The following is a 22820-nucleotide window of genomic DNA, read 5'->3' on the forward strand; positions in this document are numbered from 1 at the left end:
ATGTTTCTGTATCTAAAAATAGCGACGCGAGGAGTAGAATCCCCGCGCCGCCATTTTCACATTTTTAAGATGCTGTTCACCAGGGTGGATTGTTTACTGCATCTTGATTTCACTACCACTAAAACCTGGAACACCTTAATCGTCTTTCCACTGAACATTGGTTAGCTTACCAGTTGTTCCCTGATACTCTGGTGATGGTGAAGCCCGGAGACTGCTTTTCGCCGTAAATGGCTGTGACGCCCGGGTTGTTCACCTTGACATTGGTAAAGCTCGCTGCTCCGACGGCTGGCCCTTGCCCATCTTCCGCTTTGACAACAAGCTTGATGCCGTATCGGGTAGGGTTGTTAATGGTGATGTTCTCAAGGCGGACATTCTGCATCGGGAGCTTCTCCGGATATTTGGATTGGAACATCAATCCATAGTACACCGGATTATTGATGTCAACGTTCTTCACCAGAATATTCTTAAAGTCCCTGTCTCCGCCGTGGAACCAGATGGCTCCAAAATTCTGATAATCGTTGATCTTGTCATCGGCCCCATTGCTGGTCCAGAAATCCCCACCCGTACGATCCAGAGTGACACCGTCGATGACGGTATCCTGATCGCCGAAGCCGAGTGTGTTATAACCGAAGCTTAAGCTGCTAATGGTGACGCCCGGATAAGTCAGCGTATCCGCGCCATACAAATTCTGGAACAGGTTGTCTTTGCCGCCGTATACAGCAAAGGCAGCTGCCCTTCTCACGTTGGTGGCAGTAAGGTTGGTATATTTGTTGCCCACGTTGTAGGAACCGCCCGAGTCAATCGCGCTGAACAATGCGAAAGAATCGTCACCCGTTCCACGGGCATAGTTGTTGTCAATGATGTTGTAGGATGAACCGTTAGTCATATTGATTCCATCCGCGAACATGTTTTTGATCCGGTTGTTCTTAAACGTATTGTACGAAGAGTTCACTCCCCAATACAGGCAGATAAAATGCTCGGCCCAGACGTTCTCGATCGTGACATTCTTCATCCCGTTCCCATCAATGAATTTGCCGGGTCCGTCCTGCCGGTATACGTAGTTGCCCCATGCGGACAAGTTCTTGATGGTGGTGCCGTTCGCGTCAGAGCCGATATTAAAGCCGACGTCGGTATTCGTCTGGTCTTGCGGTGCGACAAGCTTGGTGTGCCATGGACCTGCACCGATGATCTCAGTGGCCCGGCCGTACAGGTATATCTTGGACGGGATGGTCCATTGGCCCGCCGGAATGAATATCCCTTTCTTGGCCGGATCCTGCCGGAATTCGGTCAGGGCCTGCTCGATGGATTTTGAAGCCGATACCTGAACATATTTGCTTGGGTCCGGGTTCGAAGCGGCTGGTGCAACGTTCTCCGTCTCGATCATATCCACATAAATCCAAGGAACGTCCCCGGCGTCTTTTTGAATTCGGATTTTAGTTCCCTTAGGGTAGACTTGATCCAGCATAAGCTGTGAATCCTCATAGAGCCAGTAGGCTTTGGACCCCGAATTATCATAACCCAGCCGTCCAAGCGTTGAAGGTGTTGCATATACATAAGAGTACTTGGAGGTTACGTTAAAGTTCCCTTTATCTACGCCGTCCGCATAAATGCTTATTGTTCCAGAGGTATTCTCGGCAACAGCATTACGGAGGACGAACGCGTTGGCAGATGAGGTCAGTGTGAACTCCACATATTCTCCGGCGGCATCCAGATACACGGCCGAACGGCCGGAAGCTTCACCAGCGAAATCACCTGGTGTAAAATTCGGAGCCAGCTTCGTTCCATTGGTGCTGTTGCCCGATGCCTCGGCTTCTAAGACCGTAAACGGCATGTTAGCCCCCCGCCCGGAATACAAGCTGGATGTGCTGACATTATTGGCTTGCTTGGCAGCCACTTCGTTTGCATCAACTTCAATCGTTGTCGTTACTGTATAACTGCCGTTAACCGCCGTCCATGTGCCTACGTTGACATTGGCCGATGCTCCCGCCGCCAGAGCTCCGTTGTAGGAACCTTTAAACGTCTGAACGGTGGCTCCTCCTGCATTCTTCAGCTCAACCGTAATGCCGTGCGCTCCGCTCGCGGAAGCCATGGTTCCCTGATTCTTGAGATTCACCGTAAAGGTGACCGTATTCCCGGCGCTTGGATTGTTTGGTGTCCATGCAGCCGTTCCAATCAAGTCAGAGCTTTGGACCTGGCCAATGACCAGCGGTGAAGGATGGGTATAGCTGTTATTGGTGTCGTCCATCTCCGCGACCGTATTATCCTCATCCACCTTCGCTGTCACGGTGTAAGAGCCGGCATTCTTGGGGTTAATGCTCGTGGAGACATTCGACGATGCTCCTGCAGCGATGGTACCTACAGAAGCTGTCCCGGCGAGGGTGCCTCCAAGGTAGAAGTTCACCTTCGTTGCAGGTGAAGCCACAGAGCCGATATTCCGGACAGTGGCGTTAAGCGTAACCGGATGGGTCTCGTCTGGGGAAGACGGAGACCAAGAGATGCCAGTTACCGTCAGGTCCGGGTTAGGCGCAGGCTTGCCGATAACTTGGAACTCGGCAACTTGACCGCCAGGAGCTCCCGAGTTCGTTGTAAACCGGAGCTGCACACTGCTCGCTGCTGCGTTCACGGGAATTGTCACCGTGTTTTGGGAAGCCGGGTTGAACGTATAAGAAGCGGCAGAGACCAGATTCTTAAAGACGGATGAATTTTGATCATGCCCGAGTACTTGAATTGTCTGTGTACGGGTGGCCCATTCACTGGAAGGATTCAGCTTGATCATGACGGAGCTGACATCAGCATTGGCTCCGAGATCCACCGTGAGCGTGCTCGGATGACCATTGCCTTCCCAATACGTGTTCGTATCGTTATCATTGGCATTGGCCGCCACAAAGGTGAATGTCGATGATGAGGCCGTAATTGGCTTGCCAACAGCCAGATTCGTTCCATTATCGCTGCCTGAACCGGTCCGGGTTACGGAATTGCTTGGCGGGGAAGCGTTGCCCGCAGCGTCCTTCGCGATGACATAATAGGTCACCGTTTCGTTCGAAGGTTGCTGGTCGGTGAACTGAAGGGTTGAACCGTTCACACTCCCGCGAAGCTGGTTGTTCGCGTAGATGTCATATCCGGTAACGCCGACATTATCAGCTGCCGCATTCCAAGTCAGATTGATCGTACCCGGATTAGGCTGCGTAAAGCTCAGGTTTGCCGGGGCTGTCGGAGGCTGATTATCAGCAGTGCCGGATGAACCATAGACTTCCAGCTCAGAAACCTGTGCGGCAGGCCAACCTGTGTTGGCGGTCACATGGACCCGCACGTAGCGTGCGCTGGCTGGGGCAAAGTCGATGGATACCGTATTCTTGGCGCCCGGATCAAATGTATAGCTGGAAGATGCCTTAAGATTCGAGAAGCTGGTTCCGTTCGTGCTTCCCTGTACGGATAAGGTCTGCGACCGGCTCTCCCATCCGGACGGAAGCTTTAGTACGACTTGGCTGATTTGAGCCGCACTGCCAAGGTCGACCTGAACCCATTGCGGGAAGGCATTGTTGGTACTTTCCCAATACGTATCCGGGTTGCCGTCCGTTACATTGGAAGAAGTGTATACGTCGGCATGGCCGGATTCGGCCGCCGCTTTGCCCGCCGCGAGATTCGGCTTGCCGTCGGCACGGGCAACAGGATTAGGGAATCCGATAGGTGAGAGGAGCATTCCTGCGATCATTGTCACGATACAAATCCAGGCGGTGACACGTCTTTGGCTTTTCACGTTTTACATTTCTCCCTTCAGAATAATTGTTTCCTCGAAAACGTAAATCTGGCACAGCTATAAACACCCGCTCGGGCCCTAGTAGTACAAGCATGTAAGCGGTGTCAAAAAACCCTGCAATTCCCTCCTTTTCTGTGCAGGTACAATGTGAGCCGCAACTTGATCATAATCAGGAACCATTTACAAATATAGGAGTATTTTTAAGATTTTCGTGTGCGTGTCTATGGACTTACGGCACATTACAAAAAGGCAGCTCTTCTGCATAATTGCAAAAGAACTGCCTGTAGTTATGGATACACTACTGTGAATAGGCGCCTATAAAGACGCGGCCTCCTCACGGGAAGGCTTCGCCTGGAACACCCACCAGCGGCTTCCTGCAAAGTTAAACACCAACCCTACCAGGGTTGATACTCCCTTGCTAATCCACAGCGGAGCTCCGATCTGCTCGTGTACAAGCAGCATACAGACTGAGGTGACCCCCAAAGTCAGCAGGTTCAGAATAATAAAGCGAATGAGCTCCTTTGAGGACGTCTTCTGCTGTTTAAATGTCCACTTACGGTTCATCAGGAAGCTGTTCATCACCCCGCACCCATAAGCCGCTACCTGCGCCACCAGCCAAGGAAGATGACACCAGGTTAACAAAGTGAATACTGCAACGTCTACACCTGTATTCACAAGACCTACAAGGCCAAAGATCACAATGGCACGCAGAGACTCTCGAGCCGCATAAGACTTCATAAGGACCCTCACCTTCTATCCTCTATACATCATATTCCATCTTCTGGCGTGCCTTGGCAATGAAGTCAAGTGGTGTCGGAACCTCCTCAGGCGTATACTGGGCAGCTCCGATTGTAAGCTTCATGTCCAGTTTATACTTGTTTGAGAATTCAACCGTGTTGAATGATTCCACTTTTTCTTTCAGACGATCCACCACGATCTTGGCACTGTCTTGATCGGTGAACAGCAGCAGTCCCCAGGTAGGCCGTTCCGCATTCAGCATATACAGAGAATCGTTGAGACGAATGCTGGTCTCACTCATTCTCGAAATGTCGTAAATCATCTCCGTCATCTGGGCCTCACTGATCATCCGGCTCAGCTCATCCCAGTGTTTAACCGTCATGACAAGCAGGGTTAACGGAATTTTGTACCGGTTGGAAAGCGCCATGAAGATGGTAGCATCACTTTGAAAGGAGCGGCTGTTCTTCAAATTCGTACGTTCATCCAATGTTGCAAGCGTAGCATTCCTCTTCTGAAGCTGGTCCGCATCTTGCTGCAGACGCCGGTTCGAGAAGGTCAGCAGAGCAATGATCGCCGTTAATAGAGGTGTCATAACCAGCCAGTAGTAATTATAGGCCTGCAGAGGCTGCCCTACGATAACGGTTTGATAAATCGTATACGTTCCATATCCGAAAATAAAAACAATGTTTAGAATCAGACCTGCGGTAAGCCCGGTGAAATAAGTGATAATCGCAATCAGAAATGAGACATTAAGCAGAATCATATTGATCAGATAGTGATTCGGATCGCCTGCCGTAAACAGGATATGGACAAAACAGAGGACAAACAGCAGCAAAAATGCCGCATCAGACATTAAACTGCTCTGATAGCGTTTCATCACTCTTCACCTGCTTTCTTCCTGTACTTACGAATCAGGAATATCAGTGAAACGACAACCAGAATGAAGGTAAGTGCCAGTGCCACAATAAAAGCGAGCACGTCTCCGCGTTCGGTAATCTGCTCCACCAAGCCGCTTCCTTCCTGCTGGACTTCTTTCTTGAAGCGGAAGGCTTTCGTGTTTCCATCTACATCCGTCACCACGCCATCCCCATACACTTTCCACTTCATACTATCGCTCGACAGCAGATTCGATACCAGGAAGCTGGTCTTGGAGCTTGGGCCAGTCACTGCAAGCCAGCCGTAGCCTTGATTATAAGGCGATTCCATCAGCTGCAGCGTCCCAATCCGCTTGCCATAGTTCTCCTCAATGCTCATCTTCTCATTGGATACAAATCTTTCCCCATCCTGGCTGTATTGAAAAAACAGTTTATTGTTATGCTTTTGCAGCCAAGGATTATCCTTGAATGAGCCGACAGAGATAAGATTGTAATGCTGCATCTTCGAGTCTGCGGGAAGTTCCTGATTCTTGTAGAACGTCACCTGGCCAGTATTGGCTTCCGCGTACTTGCCAAGCAGGTGGAACAGGCTTCCAACCGTAAGGTAATCGTAGGGATCCATCTTGTCCGGAACAAGCACAGCAATTTGGTTAAAGCTTGCATCGCGGAGGAACGGATTCGGATAGCTGTTGAACAACATATCCGTACGGTCCTTGGTATTCAACTGCAGCAGAGAATCCTTGGTAATATAAGCCCATGGCATCTGATCCTGAAGCTCGATACAACCCGCACTTTTCAGCTCCAGATCAAATGCTGCTGTAACTGTTATACTGCCCGTGCTTCCCAGGTTCTTCGGTATGGTCAGCGTAAGCTCGTCCTGATTGGATAATTCCTTTGTAAGCTTCTTGCTGCCGATAGGCGTATCGTTAATCAGGATGGTGACAAGGGAACGGTCAAAATCCAGGTTGTCCGAATACCGGAAATCCAGACTGATTTTGCTTGATTCCGCAATAGACCGGTTGGCCGGGAGAGAGACGAAGTAGCTCTTCTCCTGATGCATCATGCCGGTCAGCTTATCTCCAGTCTCTGTAAGCGTGACGTCACGGCTCACATTAATGGCCGGGGTCTCGACATTCGTATTCTGATCGATCCACTTCTCAGGACCATCCACCTGGCTCACCAGTGACACGTTGCCAACAAAACGCCCTGCCTTCTTGAGCATAAGCGGATCATCCGAGGTCACAATAAGCGCAGATTGTGAACCTGCATTTACCATGCGGATGAGCGCCTTGTCATGCACATCGGGTTGTCCGAGTGCTGTCTTCCACTTGTCAGGCAGGTTCTTAAACAGGGAGACGATAACAAGTTGACTCCGCTGGGCCAGATCTGCATCCTCCAGAGTCAGCATCGGAATCGTGGCATCTTCTGACCGGTTCCCCTTGGCCAAGCCTGAGAGAGCATAGACTGCCGCCTCTAGCTCGGAAGAGTCGCTGTGGTTTGGAACTGCGAGCGCGCTCATCTTGTCTTTTAAAGTATCCGTCCCCACAAACTGCTGATAAAAGCTATGAATGCTGGTTCCTATAGCTTGTTTCGTATAATTAATCTCAGCATATGAGGTCTTATACAGCTCAAGCCAGCTGTCCCGTTTCTCTGTAGGGACACAAACACCATCAGGGAGATCGGTCACAATATACCCGTTGATGGACAGTGTATTGTTGCCCTGAACGAGTAACTCTTTGGGTACAGGTACCGTTAAGTTCATCTGCTTCTTTTCCACTACAGGACGGAAGGAGTAGAACCCTGTACCGTTCATCTTGAGGGTTACACTTGAATGCTCCTTGGCTGCCAACTGGGTGGCCTGATAATCCAAGTGCAGCGTCAGCGAGTTGACATTCCAGTAATCCTCCAGCCGGATATACATGGAGCTGGAGGCGGTGACTCCAGATAAGGAGACATTTGAGGTAGTAAGCGGTGCCTCGTAGGTTAACCTGCCGCTTGAATCAGGCAGCGCAAATACCTGACCACTGGTAATAAAGAATAGAATCAAGCAAAGAATACCGGAGACCGTTGATTTGGTATTCACATTTCTCCCCCTTGTCTTGTCTTAATAACGTTCGGTTTTATACCATTTGACTTCTCTTTTAAACAGCAAATCTTTGATATAGTTATACATGCCGTAGGCAACAACAACCATCCACAGCTGACAATACGAGATATACATCAGCATAATGATCCATAGATTCGAGAGTCTCATTTCTCCCTTTTCCGTAATCAGCGTAATAAAGGTCCCGCTCACAAACAGAATAATAGCGAGCAGCCATAGAAATGAGCTCAGCCCGGCAATGGTCGTATGCACCAGCCCAAGCGCGTATAGAATCAGCAGCGCATCGGACACAATCAGCGAGGTCAGCAGCAGAAAATAGATGGATAGGAAATAAAGAAGGTCGAAATGTATTCGTTTGGCTGACCGGTTGAACAACAACGGCACATTTTTGACAATGACATAAATATTCCCCTTGGCCCATCTCGTCCGCTGCTTAAACCATACCTTCAGCGTTTGAGGTTCCTGCTCCCAGGTCACAGACTTGGGCTGGAATTTGATCCGGTAACCCATCATGTAGATGCGGAAGCTGATTTCCGTATCCTCGGCAATCGCCTTAACATCCCATCCGCCGATCTCCTCGATAATCTCCCGGCGCATAATAAAGTTCGTACCTGGAATGGTGCAGAGCTTGAACAGCTTCCAACGGCCGGCCTGAGCCATCCACTGGAAGGATAAGGTCTCAATGTTGATAAACCGGGTTAACAGGCTTGCAAAACGGTTGCGTGTACGGAACTTGCCAATTACCGCGCCAAGGGTTGGATCATGGCTCAGCTCGGCGACCAGATAACGCAGGGCCGTCTTCTCCGGGGTATTGTCAGCATCGTAGATAGCGATAAACTCGCCTCTGCTCCGTTGAAAGCCGATATTCAGCGCGTTCGACTTCCCTTTTCCACCGGTAATGTTATCTGTATTAATCACGACCAACTGCCGAGCTGGGTACTTAGCCTGCAGCTTTGCAAGCAATTCACTGCTGTTATCGCTCGAATTATCGTTAATGACGATGATCTCATAGCGGTCATGCGGATAATCTAGTGCAAGTAAGGCCTCGACCGTTTGCGTGATCACCTTGCCCTCGTTATGTGCAGGAACCATCAGCGTGACAAACGGTACCTCCTCGGGAAGCGGCGGCACCTCCCGGTTCTCATTCTCCATATAGTAGAGATAGCCGGCGATAATCAGCACCACATTCACAAGAAGCAGTGACCAAATACTCACGACAGCAATCAGCATCAAGATGTCTGCAGCAGTCATTAAACTGCCTCCTCACTTGTAAAATTTCCGTTTATACATGCGATAACCAATAATAAGGAAGCCGCCGAATACAAACAAGGTGATGAATATAATTACAATAAAAATTTGATTCTGAACCGTAAACCAGGTCTCAAAGCTCATCTTGCCCTGCTGCTTGTATACATACTTCGAACTGGTCTCCACATGGCTGGCCTGAATGCCCAAGCTGACCCCATTCAGCACCAGAGAACCCCGGTCTGAGCCTAGCTCGTTGGTTTTGGTTTTCACATGATGGGCTTCACTTTTGTAGTCTTCAAAAGCGATCCAGCTCTTCTTCAGCCCCTCAATCAGTCCTTCCAGCTCCGATTCCTTCTGCACAAAATCAAATGTTACCGCAGTGTCCATCGGTAGCGGAGCGATATGGCGGTCATCGGAAAGATAACGCTGCAAGAACGCAGAGTCCAGACTGTACAGTGAGGACGCGTAGGCGGTTGAACGATTCCGTTTCGCTTTGTAGATCTGCCGCGTATCCGGGAACAGGATCACAGAGTCAAAAAACGCCATTCCTTCCGACACGTAATGCTCATCATAAGACCAGTACATCTGGGCTCCCATTCCCAGCGGAACGACGCCCTCTTGTGCCAGCGCATCAATAAAATGCTCTGTCTGTTGATATAAGCTTCTATCCAGATCCTGGATGGTGGAGGCGACAATAGGAGCTTCTACAAGAATCGTCCCATTACGGGACTGGATGTACTTCAACGTATTGATATAACGTTTCATGGCCGGATAATCGGTATTGCTGTATACCGGATGCACGCTAACAATGAACGGGATCCCTGCTTCAAACAGCTCATCCGACATTTTCTCCAGCAAGCCCAGATCTGAAAAGGGGTAAATCTCTTTAAAAACAAGAAAATAATGGCCTTCCTGATTCTCCTGAAGCCAATCCTTCAGCACGTAGGACAGGGCAAGCTCGCTTAAAGTATCCTTGTCCATAAAAGGAACATAAGCGTTAGCCCCCTTACGTATTCCATAAGGGTAACTTATATCTGCGGCTTGTACTTTCAACTGGCCATACTTCTTCACACCGGGCTGCTTCGAGTCATACAAGTAGGGGACGCTGATGGATCTCTCGGCAAAGGTCCCAATCTGAAGATCCGCTACCTTCTGTTCGGCTTGAAGCTGAAGCCCCAAGGACTGAACCAGCTTCTCTCCCGGCTTCTCGCCAATATAGAGGAAGTCCCCGGTATAAGACTGCTTGTCCTTGAGGAAATCATTGTTGTCATCTAAGAAATCAGAGCGGTTGCGCACCTCGATGAGCTTGGAATATTTGCTTAGCGATCCTGCGGTATATGAATCTACCGATTCCGCCGTAACTTGTACGTGAAATGCTGCAAGCAGCCTCTTCAAGGCCTCCACATTTCCTTCCTGTTTCATACCCACTCCAAGACTGTCATACACAACAAGAACCGAGGAAAAAGAGGATGGGGCCGCCGCCCGCACCTGAGCAGGATGAACCGCACTGGTTACCAGCAGCAGAAGCACGACCAGCACAACACCCCAGCGGTGGTTTCGTCTCATGAAATGTCGCCCCTCCCTTCTACCTGTATCATCTGTGCCCTCATGCTGACTCATATTCAGCAGGCTGGTCATGCCACAAATTCCGGCATATCGCGTCCGCTACTGCGGTGAACGTAACCAAATCAAAAGCAGCTGTAAACAAAAATTCATGTTTCGACAAATCCGCATCCCCTGCCCCGATAATCGAAACGAGGATTCCGGAGAGCCCCATCAACATCAGCATAAGAATTAACGGCAGCCGTACCATGCCGCGCACGTGCTTGGCCTTGACCGCGGCAGCAAATTGCGGGGTGTACAATCCCGCTACAACCAGTATCCAGATGATGATGAAGCCAAATGTCTTAGGGGCAAGCGCTTTTTTCAGCTCACTATATCCAGAGAAAAACATCGACTGCGCCCCAAAGGGCTTACCCACCGACTTCTCATAGTTCCCCATTGCGGATGGCCGGATCGTAAACGCATTCTTAGCTGCCAGGTCCATCATTTTCCCCGCTTGATCCGGGTGGCTGACGTAATAAGCAAGAATAGATGCGAAGCCGTAGTGATTATAGAAGTTATTCTCAAGGATCTGGGAGTTCACATCCACTGTCGTGTAAGGCTCATAATAAATGCTTCCATTAAGAATGGCGTACTGCTTGTCGATCCCGAAGGACTTCAAGGTCTCCTCAGGGTCTTCAGACTGCATAAGCACACCGCGGGTCATAGCATGGTATTTGTTGATATTAACGAATTCCTTCGGAATCAGCACATAGGTGGCAATCCCGGTAAGCATTAGAAGCACCAGCGATGAGGCTACAAAGGTTCTGTAAATCCGCTGCTTGCGCACGAAAATAAAGATAATGCCGATCACTGCAACAATGATACCGACGGGGGCATTTTGCTGTTTGCTCGTTGTTAGCAACAGACCGCTTATAAAGAACACAATCATCATCATATAGTCAGGATATCGTTTCCGGTACAGCAGCAGGCCCGAAGCGAACAAATAGATCAGCATGATCCAAACCATACTCTCGCTGAAGAACGAGTTGAAATATGCCGTATAGGCCGTATCCGCAAACAGAAACACAGCCAGCACTGCCACCCAGTACCCATACTTCGGTTTTACTTTCCAGGTTAACGCCTCAACGAATAGATAAACGCCAACTGTATATAAAAGCACCAACAGAGCCCCTTGCACCCGGATGTCAAACACCTGCTTGTCGAACCATTGATTCACCCATACCGACAAACGAATAAGCAGGGATTGGGAGGAGGTCAAGGTAGCTCCGTTTTCGTTGTAATACTGGAATATCCCAAATGCTTTGTTAAAATAGCCCAAGTATAAACTGTCATACTCAGGGTTATTAAAATACAGTCCGTTGCTGTACAAGACGCGAAAATAATCGCCATTGTCAGCCATCCCAATATAGGGCGGCACGAACAAGGCAAAAACCGTAATGATCAGCACCAATGATGCTGCCAATAAAGAAGGCGAAACATAACGGCTGAGAAGGGCCACTCTGGACCCGAACCCTTTCAACCACTTGGCTTTTGGCAAAATTCACACACCTACCTTCGTTCTCTCAAATGCCCGGGCTGCTAGTGAGCATAAGCGAGCAATGCCATTAAATTATCAAATGAAAAAGCTTGGATAGCAGCCGCATCGCCATATCCGCCAAACAGCAGACTGTTCTTATCGGTAACCCGGTATTTCTCCATCTGCTGGATGCTGTCCCCATATAAATCAGCATCCTTCAGTGCCGAACCGATCAAGGCGGTTATCGCATAAATTGCGGTAGACTGAATCTGATTTTGCGGCTTGCCCTTCTTGTCATACTTTCCGTACAGGGTTCCAGCCTTAACCTGCTGCTTCAAATAAGCAATGCTTGCCGGCTTCTGGAGACCGGCTTCAGATAACGACAGAATCGTCAGCAGCGATTCAACCGTATTGATGCCCTCTGAGTGGTATGTGTCCGTAGAATAATGATATCTCGTCTCGTAAAATGGGAACTCGTCCGACAAGTAGCCCTGCTCAATAATCTTCTGCATATTGCTGATTAAGGTTTCCTTTTCCGTGGAAGGGAGGGGCAGCCGTTTTAACGTAGTCAGATCAATATAACACAAGGTTACAAAATCATTCGTGACCTTATAAATGTCATCGTAGAAGTCGTAAAGCTTGCCGCCCTTGATGTTATAACTGGAGAACCGCTTGCCGTAAGTGTCTGCCAATTCCGTATATGCAGCGGAATGAAACTTCTCCCCCGCATCATACAAGGCCCTGATCATCCGAAGATCGTCGACGGCAGCATTGATCGTGTATTTCTTGTCCTGCTTGGGGCTGTACCGGTAGCTGAAGCCTGAAGCAAGCTCAAAAACCTGCTTCGCCCGTTCCCATTCGGTCTGAAAGGCATCCTTCCGGTTCATCAGCACGTCATACCGCATCAGAAGCCCAGCGGACTCACTCAGCACCTCATGCCCTGTGGCAGCCGTATCCGATTCATCCGAATCCTGATAATTCGTGTACACTCCATAAGGTCCGTACATCTTACTCATGATGAAACGTTCAGTCTCTTCACGGTGCGGCTGCAGCCCAAGCTGATCGCTAAACCGGGAAGTACGGTCAGGCACCGCTTTCTGAGATTTGTTCTGCTGTTCCGGCGGGTTCGGCAGAGCAGTCTGGGCCGGGGCATTTCCACAAGCCATAAGGACATTTAGCAGCAAAACGGCACTAAGTCCGCCTGTCCAATATTTTTTCACTTTCTAACCTCCCGCCCTGAGCCAGCTTCATGGTCTTTCCCTGTTCACTTAGAAACCATTTCAGACCGGGGATATTCACTTGAGTAGGCCCCCTGCTGCAGCTTCATTTCCTCATGTGAATAGTGTACGGTGTCTTTAATAATGTACTGGGGTCTGTTCTTGCTCTCATCGTAGATGCGGGCAATGTATTCGCCTATAATGCCAAGCGACAGCATCTGCACACCACTGAACAGGGTAATGGCCATCATAATCGACGTCCAGCCCCGCTCTACTTGGGGGAGGTTGAACAACTTCGCGCATAACGAGTACACAAGCACCGCAAAAGCCAGGACAACCGTCAGCATACCCATTCGGGTAATCAGCTTGAGCGGTTTGGAGGAGAAGGAAATAATTCCGTCAGAAGCAAAGGCGATCATTTTGCGCAGTGGATACTTCGTCTCTCCGGCGGCCCGTTCATTCCGGTCATACTCGACAAAGGTCTGGTTGAATCCAATCCAACTGACGATCCCCCGGATAAATTTGTTCCGCTCTGTCATCCGGTTGAACACATGCACGATCTTGCGGTCAATCAGACGGAAATCCCCTGTATCGCGCGGAATTTCGGTGTCTGACATCCGTCTAAGAAAACGATAAAACAACGAAGCCGTAACAAGCTTGAAGAGTGTCTCGCCTTTGCGTTTCCTCCGCTTTCCGTACACAACCTCGTACCCTTCCTCCCACTTTCTGAGCATGTCACGAATGACTTCGGGAGGGTCCTGCAGATCCGCATCAATAATAACGACACAGTCCCCTCTGGATTGATTGATTCCCGCAGTTACCGCGGCCTGGTGGCCAAAATTCCTGGCGAAGTTAATCACCCGCACATGCTCATCCTGCTTGGCCAGCTCGTCCAGAATACGCATCGTCTGATCCTTGCTGCCATCATTAACAAAGAGCAGCTCGTATTCATAGTCTATGCTCATCATGACGTCCGTTAGTGCGTCATAGCATAACCGGATTACCTTCTCTTCGTTGTAAGCAGGAACAACCACCGAGACACGCTTATCGTCCATTCATCCCACTCCTTTTTAACCTTATAAGCATATATAAACACTGGGCCCGGATACCTAGCGAATTACATCTATGAAAATAATTTGAAAACAAAATTGAAAAAAGGCAATTTTCTACTCTATTACCTCCAATATAACATATGATCCTGTTAAAGCGGCTTGGAATTTCAATAGTTTTTGCCTAAAAAATCACCTTTTTGTCTATGGATTGGAAACCTCTTCCTGCACCGCAATGTGTTTATCTGATTTTCAACCAAGTTAGCCTGCATCAATCGGACTATGACTCTGTTCACATTCCTATAGCCAAAATTTGGATTTTATTATCCTTCTTAAGTCTGAGGGATTACAGACATTCCATCTAATATAGGTAACCCGTCGACTAAGCGATGAGATCCTCAAAGCAAACGGAAAAGCCGCCATAATATTATGGCGGCGAGATCCTCCAGCTTCGTGATGGATCACGAAAACCTCAATTCACGAATAACTTCTTGTTCTTCACGGTCTACCTCTTCAAAGCCTAGGGAAGCGTACAAAGCAGCTGCCCGGACATTCTCGGGCCGGTGCCCGATTACAATCTTACTGCAGGCGTACTTATCCCGCATATACTGGATAAGCTGCTTCATTCCTGATCTTCCCAAACCCCGATTCTGGAATCGCTGGTCAATCATAAAAGCCATGATCCAGTGGCTCCCGTCGTCAGGATCGACAGCCGTTACAGCATAACCGACCAGCTCTTCACCAGTGTACAAGGCCAGCGGGGTGAACCCGCAATAGGCTGATTCTGCAAGCCAATAGACTGCCGGCACAGGAAAAAAGCTTTTCTGCTCATCTGACACTTCGAGCTCGGTGCAGTCATACCAGTTGTTTTCATCAACCGGTCTGAGTTCTACCACGGGCCCGCAGCTATGGCGTAAATCTTCATTTAACAATTTCTTTTACCTCCCATTACCTAATGAGAGGAGTACGTCCTTATGAGTAACAACCTCTCACTGGTTCTTTGAATTGGATAACTTGGATATAAGTTTTCATAGCACCATCACTCCTAAAATTCATAGTAGGGACTTGAACATTAAATTCTGAGGTGAATGCTCCCTCATGGAATATTGTTGAATGGACTACCACTTTTATCAAGTTCAAGTTTGGTTTAAATTGTTTTATCCTACAACTGAATACTTGCAATAGGATACTGGCAAAAAAAGAAAACCCGCTTGCGCGGGCTCCGGGCATTAATCAATCTCTTGAATGAGCAGATGGTTATATTCATATTTGCTAAATGAATATTTAAAGCTCAGCACAATCCCGGCCTCTTCGATCCTTACGGACTTCAGTGCACGCGTTCGAATCCGGCTGCGGACAAGCCGGGCTGCCGCCATCCGGTCCCCCCGCCGGATTGCACGGGCCAGCGCCAGCGCGTATCCCGATTCGGAGACCAGCTCGCGATAGTACGGCAGAAGAGCCTTGGCAACCAATCGGTGCACCCGGGGATTGAAGTAAAATTGTACGCTGCCCGGCGGTATCGTAGTTCCACTTGAATAATAGGCCCCTGCTGCCGAGAAGGAGATGAAGTAGCCAATTCCGTTGCTGCCCAGGCCCTGATTTCCAAGCCGCGGCGACACCCTATGCAGCAGCCTGCGCATGGCATCCAGGTCAGCTTTGACAACCGCCCGGCTCCAGGCTGCAGCATACCCGCGGCTGCGTTCCACAGCTCTCAGAAATGGCAGCATTCCTGCCGCCACTCGCCGCAAGAGTGCGGCTGTTGGCTGCTGCTTCGCGGTCCGCCGCTGACCCCCGCCTCTCCTAATGGTTCTTGACTTGCCCACTTCCCATCCCTCCTTAGGATAGACCAGCGTCCGACTTCTTCAGACTTCAATTTCTCTATCCTATGTAAAAGCCTGGAACTCGGGAAGGGCTCCTGTCTAGAGACACTCCAATATACACAACGTACGCCCCACATATCGTTACAAATTAATCAGTCTCCCAGGGGACTCTTGCATAAAAAAACCGGATGCGGCGAGCACCCGGTCTTTCACCAGTTCAAAGTTCAGGCAGACTCCTTAAGCGACGGAGGTTCAGTTCCGGCAGTGTCCGGAGCTTCTTTGCCATAACGGATAAAGATCCATACCCCTGCCAGAATGGCTGCGCCGGCCGACAGCTGCAGACCTGTCAAGCTTTCCTTAAGCAGCAGCCACGCCAGCAGCGAGGCAACGACCGGCTCGCCAAGGACAGCCATGGATACCGCCGAGGCGCTGATGAATTTCATCAGCCAGTTGAACAAGTAATGGCCGAACAAGGTAGGTACGAGAGCAAGCAGCAGGTAGATCCCCCACTCCTCCGGCGCATAGCCGGTAAACGGGTAACCGCGGAACAGATTATATCCCGCGAGCATGGTTGCCGCTATGAAAAACACCCAGAAATTATATACAAAGGCGCTCATTCCCCCCAGCAGCCGCTTGCCCATCAGCATGTGGGCGGCAACTGCTACCGTGCCAAGCAGAGACAATATATCCCCTTGGAGCGCCGTACCCGACAGCTTGAAATCTCCTGAGCCGATGGCTATCGAGCCAATCAGGGCAAGACCCATTCCCGCCATCATGAAGCGGTTGATCTTCGCCCCGAACAAGAAGAATGAACCGAACACTACAAGAATCGGCTCCAGTGTCAGAATCACCGTGGAACTGGCTACCGTGGTCAAGCGGAGGGAACCCATCCACAGCAGGAAATGCAGTCCAAGCATGGCTCCAGACAGCAGCAGCCCCAGCCACTGCTTAGGCTTAAGCGATAAGATTTCCTTGCGGTATTTCCATGCAGCCGCCAGCATTAGCAGATTCGTCATGTACAGACGATACATGCCGACGACGGAGACCTCCGCGGTCGACCAACGAATAAAGATGGATGAGAACGAAATCGCAATAATTCCGATAATATAAAGAAACTCCCAAGATACGAAAGATTTAGTTTTAATGTTCATCAGTCTGCCCCTAACCTCTTGATGATGCCTACAGACATCATCCGCAGGCCGCATCTAATTATAGAGCCTGCCGTGGATTCCAGCAATGGGGGACACTCAACCAGCCATCCCCCGTGGGCGTCCGCTCTGCTGGAGATGGCAACTTACCGCAGATTCTTGCGTCTAATATGGAAGAAAGCCAAACACCATTACATAATCTTGAAAGGATGTAGCACCATGAACAAAATATCAGCTCTAACTCTGACTGCAGCACTCAGCCTCTCCTTGACAGCAGCTTCTGTGACTGCGGCATCAGCTTCAGCCGATGCCGCTTCCGTCAAAGAACGGATTCAGGTAGCCGGGCAGGCTACGTATTACGGTGAAGTCAAGGAAGGTATGCCCTCGGGGAGAGGGACGATCTCGTGGGGGACAAGCAAGCAGTACTCGGGTGATTTTATCAGCGGCAAGCGCGACGGAACCGGCAAATATGTGAATGAATATGTTTCTGATGATGAGAAGCATAAGATCGTATACACGGGAGCTTGGAAGCAGGACCAAATGAATGGCAAAGGCACGCTGACTCACAAAGTAACCCGGCAGGACGGTACCGTCAGATGGAACGAGATTCAAACAGGAACCTTTAAGAACGGAGTGCTTCAAGAGGGTTACGATGTCATTCATGCCGTGGCAGATCCCGATTACAGCTTCACCTACAAAAGCTCCCGCGAAACTTTGACTGTCATGGGCAGCAATACGAATATGAAGACAGATTGGAGAAAGGGAACCTTGTTCAGCGTAGATTACCTTAACGGCTCTGTCCACAAAGTCTACTCCATATTCCCTGGAGATACGAAAGCCGAGGAGCGTAAGAATCAAGAAGCTTTAAAATATTTGCAGCGGATTCAGACGAAAATAAATCCGTATCTTGAGCAATTCGAGAAGCTGTCCAAACAGCTTCCGCTGAAATAATCTGTGTAACCTTATGCCGATTTTTAAACAAAATTTAACCAGAAAATAACTTAACCTGTGTTATGATGAGTACCGGCTGTTTGCGAACAGCCGAAGATTACCCTACAGGCAGGTGTACACATATATGCTTCACTCTTATTTGTTCCCGATTTCGTATGCTTTTCTCGCATTCCCTTTTGTGGCAATGGCCTTCACACTCCCATTTCTGATCGTTCAATACCGTAAGCATGGTTATATTAACAAGGTGCGGGCGCTAGTGCTCTATCTCTTTCTCTTATACTTGCTGAACGCTCTGTTCCTGGTTATCCTGCCGCTGCCTTCCTCAAGGCATAACCCGCCGCTGGCCTCCGGCGCGCTGCAGCTCGTTCCGCTTAATTTTATTCATGATATTCTGAAGGAAACTTCCGTCAACTTCTCCCAGCCGTCCAGCTATATTCACCTTCTGAAAGAACGCGCTTTTCTTCAGGTTGTGTTCAACGTGCTGCTGACGGTTCCTTTCGGGATGGTGCTCCGCTACTATTTCCGCATCAGCTGGCTGCGCGGACTGCTGCTCTCGTTCCTGCTGTCCCTGTTCTTCGAGGTGACACAGGTTACCGGCATTTATGGGCTGTATGACCATGCCTACCGTGTATTTGACGTTGACGATTTAATGACCAATACGCTCGGGGGAATCATAGGATATCTTGCAGCTGAATGGCTGGCCGGTCTGCTGCCCCGTATCGAGCAGCTCGATGCCAAGGTGGATGTATCTGCCAAACGGGTTACTTATACCCGGCGGGCAATGGCTTTCCTAGTGGACTCCATACTATGGCCTATCCTGCTGGGAATATGCATTATTCTCCAAATCCCGTTCTCCTTCTGGGTGGCAACTGGCCTGTATTTCATTCTGATTCCTTGGATCACTAACGGGGTTACTCCCGGAAAATGGCTGGTGCGCATCCGTCTCACCGACGGACAGGAGCGGATTAGCCTTGCGTCCCTAATCGTCCGTTATGGTCTTCTATACTGGCTCTTCTTCGGAATGAATCGGCTGATGGTTGGCTCTCTGGGTGAAATCCCAGACATCGGAAGAGCCTTCTTGGGGCTGGTGGTGTTCGCCATGAACGCCTGGTTCTTCTTCCATGTTATCATCCGGGTAATCCGCAAGGATTCAGCCTTATTCTATGAGAAAATTAGTAAAACAAGCCACCAGATTATATGGCATGCCCCCTCTCCTTCCCCTAAAGAAGAACAAGGACCGTTATAGGCCCTTGTTCTTCTTTTTTTCCATTTTACACCAGCCATTATTTCGGTTTAATATGATAACTAAGCCCCCACCATCTTCTTAACAATATGAAAAAGGAGTGATCTCATGATTCTGAACCATCTCAATCTTACGGTCACGGATGTAACTGCTGCTAAGGACTTTCTGGTAAAGTATTTCGGGCTGCGCTGTCTGAATACACGCGGGAATGCGTTTGCTCTGTTGAACGATGACAACCAGATTATCCTTACCTTGATGAAAGGCTCAGAAGTTCATTATCCCGAAACATTTCATATCGGGTTCACCCAGGAAAGTGAGGCCGTCGTAGATCAAATCAATCAGAGGCTGAAGGAAGACGGCTATGATGTTAATCCTCCAAAGCATGCTCACGGCTATACCTTTTATGTGAAGGCTCCAGGGGGATTTACGGTTGAAGTGGTGAGTTGAGCCGAATAAAAAGTTCTGAATCGGTCAAAAGTTCGAAAATCCCCTTGACCTTCACGTAGCGTTAAGGTGTACCCTTTAGTTGTCAGGAGGGAATTCAAGATGGAATACACGATACAGAAGCTTGGCCGGATGGCTGGTATTAGCACAAGGACGCTCCGCTACTATGATGAGATTGGCATTCTTAAGCCGGCAAGAATGAACTCATCTGGCTATCGGATCTACGGCCAGGCCGAAGTGGACAGATTACAGCACATTTTATTCTACAGGGAGCTTGGACTTAGTCTGGAACGGATTAATGAACTTGTGAACTCCGATTCCTTCGATGGAGTCAGCGCCCTGAAGGACCATCGCGAACAGCTCCTGGACAAGAAAAGGCAGCTCGACCTGCTCATCTCCAATGTGGAGAAGACCATCGCACTGCATGAAGGGAGAATTACCATGACCGATCAGGAAAAATTCGAAGGCTTCAAACAGAAGCTGATTGATGAAAATGAACTCAAGTACGGACAGGAAATCCGGGAGAAATACGGCGAGGATGCTGTCGCCCGATCGAACGCCAAGCTGAAGAATATGAGCCAATCCGAGTACGAGGAAGTTACCCGTCTAACCGAAGAGCTGTATGCCACTTTAGCCGAAGCCTTCAAAACAGGGGACCCGGCAGGTGAACTGGCGCAAAAAACAGCGGAGCTGCATAAGAAGTGGCTGACTCACTACTGGAGCAGTTACAGCAAGGAAGCCCATGCTGGGCTCGCCCAAATGTATGTGGATGACGAGAGATTCAAAGCGCATTATGATGAGAAGGTGCCGGGAACGGCAGAATTTCTCCGGGATGCGATTCTGATCTACACGGGAGTATCCAACCCGTAAGGTTATAAGGCTTTTAAGGGCAGCTTTCGGGAATAACAACCCACGGGCTGCCCCTAAGCCTTTTCACATGCATATCTCGTATGGTATATTTATCTAAATCTTCAAGTCACCATAATTATCCAAGCAGTAAGTCCAGTTTAAATGACGGGGAACTGTACACGGAGGTCCATATGAAAGCAAGCAAGTTATTAGCATCATTTATTTTACTAATTTCAATTCCTATGTTCTTGGGTTCGTCTGTGGATGCCCAAGCCGTTAAACCTCAGGATATAATGAAGAAAAAGTATCCTAAAGAAGTCATTACCGTAATAAAAACAGCGGACATCAATGCGGACAAGAAGAATGAATCTTTTGTGCTGACTAAATCGGGTAACTTCTACTACGTGGATTCCAAAGGTGCTGTTGCTCTTATCAATACAGGAATAATAAGCGACGAGGAATACGGGGAGGACCCATCCATCCAAATCTACCCGGTATCCAAAAAAGAAAAACATGTTGCTGTGACCTACTCCTTTTTTCCTTCAAATACCCAGCTGTATGTATACAGACTCCAGGGAAGAACACTGAAGAAGGTGCTGCAGTTAATGGGCGATCAGGGAGTTAAGATCGATCCCAAGGGAAGGGTACATCAATATTGGAAAAAGTACCGGGAAGAAGGCGGATGGGACCCGGTGGAAGGAATTCTGACCTGGAATTCTAAGACGAATACATACAAGGGAACAGGTCAATATATTTTGCAAAAATAAAAAGAGCTCCTGTTAAGTGCTCTCCTTCAGATTAAATGAGATCCCCCGTCTTTTTAGACAGGGGGTTTGTTTTTTATTGCCCGTACTGAGCATAGCGCAAACAGCTTTCCTTTACTTCAACAGCTTCTTCATTATTTTCAGAGCATGTTTGGAGGAAGGATACCGGAAAGTGAAGTCAAAACGGGTAGTTTGCACGAGCACACTCTTCTCATGCGAAAAGGTCTTGAAGCTCTCATAGCCGTGGTAGCTGCCCATGCCGCTCTCTCCAACGCCGCCGAACGGCAGATAGGGGGTCGCGAGATGCATCAGCGTGTCGTTAATCGTGCCGCCGCCAAAAGATAGGGACTCTGTCACCTGCTGCTGGACAGAGCGGCTCTCGCTGAACAAGTACAGCGCTAGCGGCTTGGGATGGCTGCGGACTCCTTGGATAACCTGATCCAGGGAATCATACTCCATTACCGGAAATACCGGACCAAAGATTTCCTCTTTCATCATAGGCATATCCCAAGTTACCTGGTCAATGACAGTAGGTTCGATCTTGAGGAGCTCCTCATCCGAGTCGCCCCCCATAACAATCCGCCCATTCCCCGTGAAGGATACCAGCCTGTCGAAGTGCCTGCGGCTTACGATCCGGCCATAATCAGGATGCTGCAGGGGACGTTCCCCGTAGAAACTTTGCACGGCAATCTTCAGCTCGGATAACAATTCCTCCTTGATGTCCTTATGAACCCACAAATAATCCGGAGCCACGCAGGTCTGGCCTGCATTGGTGAATTTGCCGAAGGCAATCCGTCTGGCCGCAAGCTTCACATCCGCATCATAATGGACGATGCAAGGACTTTTCCCTCCAAGCTCCAGGGTGACCGGAGTTAGGTGCTTGGAAGCGGCCTCCATCACAATGCGTCCAACATTCACACTCCCGGTGAAGAAAATATAGTCAAATTTCTGTTCAAGCAGTGCGGTGCTTACCTCTACACCACCTTCTAGGACAACCACCTCATCTTCGCTAAACACCTCGCCCAGCACCCGCTTCAGCAGCGCCGACATGGCAGGCGCCAACTCGGAGGGCTTAAGCACGACTGTATTCCCTGCCGCAATCGCACCCACCAGCGGGGATACTGCCAATTGGAAGGGGTAATTCCATGGGGCGATAATCAGCACGGTGCCATAAGGCTCAGGCACAATATATCCTTTGGAGCCGACATGGGTGAGCGCTGTCTTGACCTTGCGCGGCTTCACCCACCTGCGCAGGCGTCTGCGAATGTGTCTGATCTCCTCAAGCACAATCCCCAATTCGGTTGTGTAGGATTCCAGCTCAGATTTGTTCAGATCCTGCCGCAGCGCAACCATAATATCAGGCTCATAAGACTTGAGCACCTCCGCAAGCCGCGCCAATCTGTCCAATCTCTTGCTCACACTGCGGGTATATCCACCCTCCTGATAACACCGCTGCCGCTGGAGATGTGCTTCGATCTCTTGTCTGATATGGCTAGAATCATTCATAGGCTCCTCCTCTTCTAATGGCACC

General features: G+C 49.3%; 18 protein-coding genes. 5 read left to right on the plus strand and 13 right to left on the minus strand.

Features of this window, described 5'->3' with window-relative positions:
• Nucleotides 1-166: 166 nt before the first annotated feature.
• The 12 genes from KJS63_RS14580 to KJS63_RS14635 all read right to left on the minus strand — a co-directional run bounded on the left by KJS63_RS14580 (nt 167) and on the right by KJS63_RS14635 (nt 17041).
• A complete protein-coding gene (locus KJS63_RS14580; RefSeq protein WP_213619776.1) occupies nt 167-3757 on the minus strand; it encodes a discoidin domain-containing protein in 3591 nt (1196 codons plus the stop codon).
• A 315-nt stretch (nt 3758-4072) separates the two neighbouring features.
• Nucleotides 4073-4495 carry a GtrA family protein gene (locus tag KJS63_RS14585; protein WP_213619777.1) on the minus strand — a complete coding sequence of 141 codons (423 nt, stop codon included), beginning with the start codon at nt 4493-4495 and terminating at the stop codon, nt 4073-4075.
• 22 nt (nt 4496-4517) lie between these two features.
• Complete coding sequence (locus KJS63_RS14590; RefSeq protein WP_213619778.1) at nt 4518-5372, minus strand: diguanylate cyclase domain-containing protein; 855 nt, start codon at nt 5370-5372, stop codon at nt 4518-4520.
• On the minus strand, nt 5372-7453 hold the full coding sequence (locus tag KJS63_RS14595; RefSeq protein WP_213619779.1) for a cellulose biosynthesis cyclic di-GMP-binding regulatory protein BcsB: 2082 nt from the start codon (nt 7451-7453) through the stop codon (nt 5372-5374). Before KJS63_RS14595 ends, KJS63_RS14590 begins: the two co-directional genes overlap by 1 nt.
• A 21-nt stretch (nt 7454-7474) precedes the next feature.
• A complete protein-coding gene (locus tag KJS63_RS14600) occupies nt 7475-8725 on the minus strand; it encodes a glycosyltransferase family 2 protein (RefSeq protein ID WP_213619780.1) in 1251 nt (416 codons plus the stop codon).
• A gap of 12 nt (nt 8726-8737) precedes the next feature.
• Nucleotides 8738-10288, minus strand: coding sequence for a hypothetical protein (locus KJS63_RS14605; protein WP_213619781.1), 1551 nt, complete (start codon nt 10286-10288; stop codon nt 8738-8740).
• 40 nt (nt 10289-10328) lie between these two features.
• Entirely contained in the window at nt 10329-11825 is a 1497-nt protein-coding gene (gene wsfD, locus KJS63_RS14610) for a glycan biosynthesis hexose transferase WsfD (protein WP_213619782.1), read from the minus strand.
• A gap of 41 nt (nt 11826-11866) precedes the next feature.
• Nucleotides 11867-13024 carry a glycosyl hydrolase family 8 gene (locus KJS63_RS14615; protein ID WP_244862608.1) on the minus strand — a complete coding sequence of 386 codons (1158 nt, stop codon included), beginning with the start codon at nt 13022-13024 and terminating at the stop codon, nt 11867-11869.
• A gap of 44 nt (nt 13025-13068) precedes the next feature.
• The gene (locus KJS63_RS14620; RefSeq protein ID WP_213619783.1) at nt 13069-14076 is read right to left on the minus strand and encodes a glycosyltransferase family 2 protein; all 1008 of its coding nucleotides are present in this window, start codon (nt 14074-14076) and stop codon (nt 13069-13071) included.
• Between the two features lie 455 nt (nt 14077-14531).
• Nucleotides 14532-15002 (minus strand): GNAT family N-acetyltransferase, encoded by a 471-nt coding sequence (locus KJS63_RS14625; RefSeq protein WP_213619784.1) that lies wholly within the window; start codon nt 15000-15002, stop codon nt 14532-14534.
• Between the two features lie 297 nt (nt 15003-15299).
• Nucleotides 15300-15893, minus strand: a complete 594-nt coding sequence (locus KJS63_RS14630) for a hypothetical protein (RefSeq protein ID WP_244862609.1) — start codon at nt 15891-15893, stop codon at nt 15300-15302.
• A 221-nt stretch (nt 15894-16114) separates the two neighbouring features.
• On the minus strand, nt 16115-17041 hold the full coding sequence (locus tag KJS63_RS14635; RefSeq protein ID WP_213619785.1) for a DMT family transporter: 927 nt from the start codon (nt 17039-17041) through the stop codon (nt 16115-16117).
• 216 nt (nt 17042-17257) lie between these two features.
• On the opposite strand from KJS63_RS14635, the gene KJS63_RS14640 reads away from it, so the two are divergent.
• The 5 genes from KJS63_RS14640 to KJS63_RS14660 all read left to right on the plus strand — a co-directional run bounded on the left by KJS63_RS14640 (nt 17258) and on the right by KJS63_RS14660 (nt 21292).
• The gene (locus KJS63_RS14640) at nt 17258-17989 is read left to right on the plus strand and encodes an MORN repeat-containing protein (RefSeq protein ID WP_213619786.1); all 732 of its coding nucleotides are present in this window, start codon (nt 17258-17260) and stop codon (nt 17987-17989) included.
• A gap of 124 nt (nt 17990-18113) precedes the next feature.
• Nucleotides 18114-19235: a VanZ family protein gene (locus tag KJS63_RS14645; RefSeq protein WP_213619787.1), complete on the plus strand. Its 1122-nt coding sequence runs from the start codon at nt 18114-18116 to the stop codon at nt 19233-19235.
• A 105-nt stretch (nt 19236-19340) separates the two neighbouring features.
• Nucleotides 19341-19679, plus strand: coding sequence for a VOC family protein (locus tag KJS63_RS14650; RefSeq protein WP_068615307.1), 339 nt, complete (start codon nt 19341-19343; stop codon nt 19677-19679).
• Between the two features lie 99 nt (nt 19680-19778).
• The gene (locus KJS63_RS14655; RefSeq protein ID WP_213619788.1) at nt 19779-20546 is read left to right on the plus strand and encodes a MerR family transcriptional regulator; all 768 of its coding nucleotides are present in this window, start codon (nt 19779-19781) and stop codon (nt 20544-20546) included.
• A gap of 170 nt (nt 20547-20716) precedes the next feature.
• Nucleotides 20717-21292 (plus strand): hypothetical protein, encoded by a 576-nt coding sequence (locus KJS63_RS14660; protein WP_213619789.1) that lies wholly within the window; start codon nt 20717-20719, stop codon nt 21290-21292.
• 111 nt (nt 21293-21403) lie between these two features.
• Here the strand turns inward: KJS63_RS14660 and KJS63_RS14665 are convergent, their stop codons facing one another.
• A complete protein-coding gene (locus KJS63_RS14665) occupies nt 21404-22795 on the minus strand; it encodes an aldehyde dehydrogenase (RefSeq protein WP_213619790.1) in 1392 nt (463 codons plus the stop codon).
• Nucleotides 22796-22820: the final 25 nt, after the last annotated feature.

Origin of the sequence: Paenibacillus sp. J22TS3, from assembly GCF_018403205.1 — a bacterium.
GTDB classification, from domain to species: Bacteria; Bacillota; Bacilli; order Paenibacillales; family Paenibacillaceae; genus Fontibacillus; species Fontibacillus tuaregi.

Bases quoted from the DNA above. Each gene is read 5' to 3' on its own strand.
- KJS63_RS14585 (WP_213619777.1), bottom strand. From the start codon at position 4,495: ATGAAGTCTTATGCGGCTCGAGAGTCTCTGCGTGCCATTGTGATCTTT.
- KJS63_RS14590 (WP_213619778.1), bottom strand. From the start codon at position 5,372: ATGAAACGCTATCAGAGCAGTTTAATGTCTGATGCGGCATTTTTGCTG.
- KJS63_RS14600 (WP_213619780.1), bottom strand. From the start codon at position 8,725: ATGACTGCTGCAGACATCTTGATGCTGATTGCTGTCGTGAGTATTTGG.
- KJS63_RS14605 (WP_213619781.1), bottom strand. From the start codon at position 10,288: ATGAGACGAAACCACCGCTGGGGTGTTGTGCTGGTCGTGCTTCTGCTG.
- KJS63_RS14620 (WP_213619783.1), bottom strand. From the start codon at position 14,076: ATGGACGATAAGCGTGTCTCGGTGGTTGTTCCTGCTTACAACGAAGAG.
- KJS63_RS14635 (WP_213619785.1), bottom strand. From the start codon at position 17,041: ATGAACATTAAAACTAAATCTTTCGTATCTTGGGAGTTTCTTTATATT.
- KJS63_RS14640 (WP_213619786.1), top strand. From the start codon at position 17,258: ATGAACAAAATATCAGCTCTAACTCTGACTGCAGCACTCAGCCTCTCC.
- KJS63_RS14645 (WP_213619787.1), top strand. From the start codon at position 18,114: ATGCTTCACTCTTATTTGTTCCCGATTTCGTATGCTTTTCTCGCATTC.
- KJS63_RS14650 (WP_068615307.1), top strand. From the start codon at position 19,341: ATGATTCTGAACCATCTCAATCTTACGGTCACGGATGTAACTGCTGCT.
- KJS63_RS14655 (WP_213619788.1), top strand. From the start codon at position 19,779: ATGGAATACACGATACAGAAGCTTGGCCGGATGGCTGGTATTAGCACA.
- KJS63_RS14660 (WP_213619789.1), top strand. From the start codon at position 20,717: ATGAAAGCAAGCAAGTTATTAGCATCATTTATTTTACTAATTTCAATT.
- KJS63_RS14665 (WP_213619790.1), bottom strand. From the start codon at position 22,795: ATGAATGATTCTAGCCATATCAGACAAGAGATCGAAGCACATCTCCAG.